Origin of the sequence: Modestobacter sp. DSM 44400 (assembly GCF_900107175.1) — a bacterium.
Classification (GTDB): domain Bacteria; phylum Actinomycetota; class Actinomycetes; order Mycobacteriales; family Geodermatophilaceae; genus Modestobacter.
Genome location: NZ_FNOZ01000114.1, coordinates 1 through 4132, shown reverse-complemented (window position 1 = coordinate 4132; position 4132 = coordinate 1). Strand labels below are relative to the sequence as shown.

General features: G+C 68.1%; 2 protein-coding genes and 1 pseudogene. 1 reads left to right on the top strand and 2 read right to left on the bottom strand.

Annotated elements, in window-relative coordinates; translation table 11 throughout:
- Positions 1–165 precede the first annotated feature (165 nt).
- Positions 166–2544, top strand: coding sequence for a penicillin acylase family protein (locus BLW04_RS24860; RefSeq protein WP_217631266.1), 2379 nt, complete (start codon positions 166–168; stop codon positions 2542–2544).
- Positions 2545–2634: 90 nt separating this feature from the next.
- Here BLW04_RS24860 and BLW04_RS24855 read toward each other — a convergent pair whose 3' ends face one another.
- Positions 2635–3801, bottom strand: a complete 1167-nt coding sequence (locus BLW04_RS24855) for a M20/M25/M40 family metallo-hydrolase (RefSeq protein ID WP_091548255.1) — start codon at positions 3799–3801, stop codon at positions 2635–2637.
- 65 nt (positions 3802–3866) lie between these two features.
- A pseudogene (locus BLW04_RS24850) lies at positions 3867–4132 on the bottom strand (IS256 family transposase); the annotation flags it as partial.

The window sequence follows — 4132 nt, the reverse complement described above, 5'->3', positions numbered from 1 at the left end:
CCTCGAGAATCAGCGCCGCCGAGTACGGTTCGCCTGCACTCGGCGACACCGCCGGGTCACCGTCTGCTGAGGGTCATTTCCCCCTCAAGTTCGAAGAGCCCGTATTACGCGGTCCTTCATGAACCGCGACACGTACGGCGGCCCGTCTCCGAAGGGATGGATGGTATGACCACCGACGGGGAGTACACCCTGGCTGGTCTCGAAGGGCCGGCCGAGATCCTGATCGACCGCTGGGGCGTCCCACACATGTACGCCTCCACCCTGTACGACGTCTTCCGCGTGCAGGGGTTCAACGCCGCTCGTGACCGGTTGTGGCAGCTGGACTTCTGGCGCCGTCGAGGACTTGGCCTGCTCGCGGAGGTGTTCGGCCCATCGATGGTCGAGCGCGATCGTGCCTCTCGGCTGTTCCGCTACCGCGGGGACATGCAAGCGGAGTGGCTGTCATACGGTTCGGACACGCAACGGGTGGCGACCGCGTTCGTCGACGGCGTCAACGCCTACATCCGCCTGGTCTCACAGGACCGCGAACTGCTGCCGCTGGAGTTCCGCGAGCTGGGCTACGCACCAGCGCTATGGGCGCCGGAGGACCTTGCCCGCATCCGGTCCAACGGGCTGTATTCCAACCTCGACTCCGAGGTCGCGCGCGCTCTGATCCTGCGCGACCACGACCCGCGCGTCGAGGATCTCCGCCGGCGCCGTGAGCCGCCGGTCGACCTGGTGGTCCCAGAGGGCTTGGACCTGTCGCTGATCCCGGACGACGTGCAGCGCGTCTACCGCCTGGCGATCGATCCCCCCGACCTCGGCGGCATCCCCGAGACGGTGCTGCAGGGCAGCAACAACTGGGTGCTCGCGCCGGACCGGACGACCACCGGCCGACCGCTGCTGGCCAACGACCCCCACCGAGCGCTGTCGGTCCCGTCACTGCGCTACCTGGCGCACCTGTCCGCGCCCGGCCTGGACGTGATCGGCGCTGGCGAACCCGCCCTGCCCGGTATCTCCATCGGTCACAACGGACGGATCGCTTTCGGCCTGACGATCTTCTCGATCGACCAGGAGGACCTGTACGTCTATCGGACGAATCCGGACGACCCGTTGGAGTACCGCTACCAGGACCGCTGGGAGCCGATGCGGGTGGTCCGTGAAATCGTCCACGTCGAGGGTGGCGAGGATGTCGAAGTCGAGCTCCGGTACACCCGCCACGGCCCGGTCATATACGAGGACGTCGAGCGCCACACCGCATTCGCCGTCCGGGCGGCCTGGCTAGAGCCGGGCATGGCTCCCTATCTGGGGAGCATGGAGTACATGCGAGCGACGAACTGGGATGACTTCCTGGCCGCCATGAACCGCTGGGGCGCGCCGCCAGAGAACCAGCTGTTCGCGGACCCGTCCGGGCACATCGGCTGGAAGCCGGCCGGGCGCACGCCGATTCGGCCCAACTGGAACGGCACGCTGCCGGTTCCCGGCGACGGGCGCTACGAGTGGGCGGGCTTCCGGGACATGGAAGAGCTCCCGGTTGCGAGCAACCCGGAACGGGGCTGGCTGGCCACCGCGAACGAGATGAACCTGCCCGAGGACTACCCGGCGTATGACAAGGTGATTTCGTTCGACTGGTCCCCCTCCTCGAGAGCTGAGCGGCTGGCCCAGGTCTTTGAGGGCGACCGGAAATTCTCGCCGGAGGACTGCGTGAGACTGCAATCAGACTTCGTCAGCGTCCCCGCTCGCCTGATCACTCGACGGCTCCTCCAGGTGACCGCTGACGAGGCCACGATCGGTGACGCACTGCAGCTCCTGACGGCGTGGGACGGTGACCTGAACCCCGACTCGGCCCCAGGCGCACTGTTCGAGGTCTGGCACCGTCGTCACCTGCGGCCCGCCCTGCTCCGCAGAGCGGTGGCTCAGCTCGTACCGGCCGACCACGTGGAGGCGGTCGTCACCAAGCTGACGCCCGACGACAGCCAGTTGGCCGACCCGCGAGTGGACCTCGCGATCCTTGAGCGCCCCGGCGACTGGTTGGGCGAGGACGCCGACGCGGTCCTCGACGAGATCTTGCGCACGACCCTGACAACAGCGGTCGCCGAGGTGGAGCAGCTGCTCGGGTCGGACCGCGAGCAGTGGGCGTGGGGTCGGCTGCACGTCTCCCGCCTCGAGCATCCACTGTCCCCACTGATGCGCGAGGAGACCGTGGCGCGGCTTGCGGTCGGGCCCGCGCCGCGCGGCGGGAGCGGCGACACCGTCGGCAACACGGCATACCTCGCCGACAGCTTCGTGCAGACCGGCGGGGCGACTTTCCGAATTGTTGTCGACGTCGGCGACTGGGACGGCTCGCTGGTGATGAACAGCCCCGGGCAGTCGGGCGACCCCGACAGCCCCCACCACTCCGACCTGTTCGAGGCTTGGAGCCGTGGCGAGGCGTTTCCGCTCTACTACAGCCGTGAGCGCGTCGAATCGGTGACCGAGCGGCGCATCAGTCTGCGGCCGCTCGACGAGCCCACCGGTCCGTCCGGCGACACCGCAGGTTCTCCTGCCGCCGACAAGCCCTCATGACAGCGCAGCTCGTCCCCGGCCGCCGTCGGAGTTCCGGTGGGGTCTTCCACCGGCGGCCCGCCCGCCTGGGTGGCAGGACGGAGTCCGACATCACTCAGACGTCGTGCTCGTGGCTTCCCCGCGACTCAAGGAGTCCGCGCCAGAGAAGACTGTCGTCTGGTCCAGGCGACGGCGCAGCGTCATGTACTCCTGCCGGGACAACTTCGACCCGCTCTCCGCGATGACCCGGTCGGCGCCATGCGCGCCGTCGGCCAGGAGGTCGACGACGGTCATGGCCATGAACTTCGCCGGGTTGACCGCCGCCAGGACGTGGTCCGACGTGTGGTAGGCAGCGGAATGGAAAGGGGCGTCCGTCCCGCTGGCTGCCATGGGGTGCGCCACCGGAAGCACGCGTCCCAGGTCTCCGACGTCGGTTGAGCTGCCCATGTGACCGCCGTCGCGGAGGACCCTGTCATCGCCCAGGAGTGCGCGGCAGTTCCTGTCGATGAGGTCGACCAGCGGCTCGTCCGGGACAAGCGGCAGATATGCGGCGATGGTGATGATCTCGACCTCGGCGCCGACCGCGAGCGCCCCTGCCTTGACCGCCCGGTCGACCTTCGCGGACGCATCCTCCATCGCCGAGACGGTACGAGCTCTGATCATCATCTCCATCTGAGCATCGGCGGGGATGGCGCTGACCGCTTCACCGGCATGGGTGACCAGCGAGCTCACCCTTACGAGGTCGTCGTCCCGGAACGTCTCGCGCTGTGCGTCGACCGCGACCGAGGCAATGGTGAGCGCCTTGTAGGCGTTGACGCCGTCCCAGGGCGCCGAACCGGCGTGTGACGCCCGCCCGCGGAAGCGGACCCGTTTGATGAGGGACCCGTTCATCGTCACCTTGGAGGTCACGAGAGGGCCATTCTCGCCGCCCGCAGCGTGCGTGAGGACTGCAAGATCGATGTCGTCGAACTCGCCGAGTCGAATGAGCTCGGCCTTACCGAGCACGAACTCGAGCTCGCCGGCTTCTCGACGGGCGAGCCTCCAGTCGAGTTCGATGCACTCCTCGGCCGGAACGGCGAACAGCACGACGTCGCCGTCGAGCTCATCGAGGACCGCCTGCAGGCCGAGCCCGGCACCGATCATGGACGCGATCATGGAGTTGTGCCCGCAGGCATGTGCCGCGCCGGTGACGGGGTCGGCGAACGGGTGGTCGGAGATGATCAGGGAATCGAGCTCACCGACGACCGCGACGGTACGTCGGCTGGTACGGCCTTTCATACGGGCTTTCACCCCGGGAGGATGTCCCGAGTTCCGTGGAACTTCGGTGGCGGCCCGTTGATCAACTAGGCGGCGTTGCTGACGGGCTCATCATGCACGGCGGGTAGGACGGTTGCGGTGGTGGCCTGCTCGAGGGCGGTGCGTAGCACGGGCAGGTGGAGGTGGCCGTTGACGCGGCGGAACTGCTTGCCGGCCTCGACCATCCCGGCGGCGCACCAGCGCAGCGCCATCTGCCCGTCGCGCCAGCGCTTGACGTTGCCGGCGTGATCCCGGCAGATGGAGATCATCGACTCGATCATGTTCGTCGACCGCATCGATCGGGCCAGGGTGG

What these genes read in the sequence shown, in the direction of transcription:
- BLW04_RS24860 (WP_217631266.1), top strand. Translation starts at nt 166, where the DNA reads ATGACCACCGACGGGGAGTACACCCTGGCTGGTCTCGAAGGGCCGGCC.
- BLW04_RS24855 (WP_091548255.1), bottom strand. Translation starts at nt 3,801, where the DNA reads ATGAAAGGCCGTACCAGCCGACGTACCGTCGCGGTCGTCGGTGAGCTC.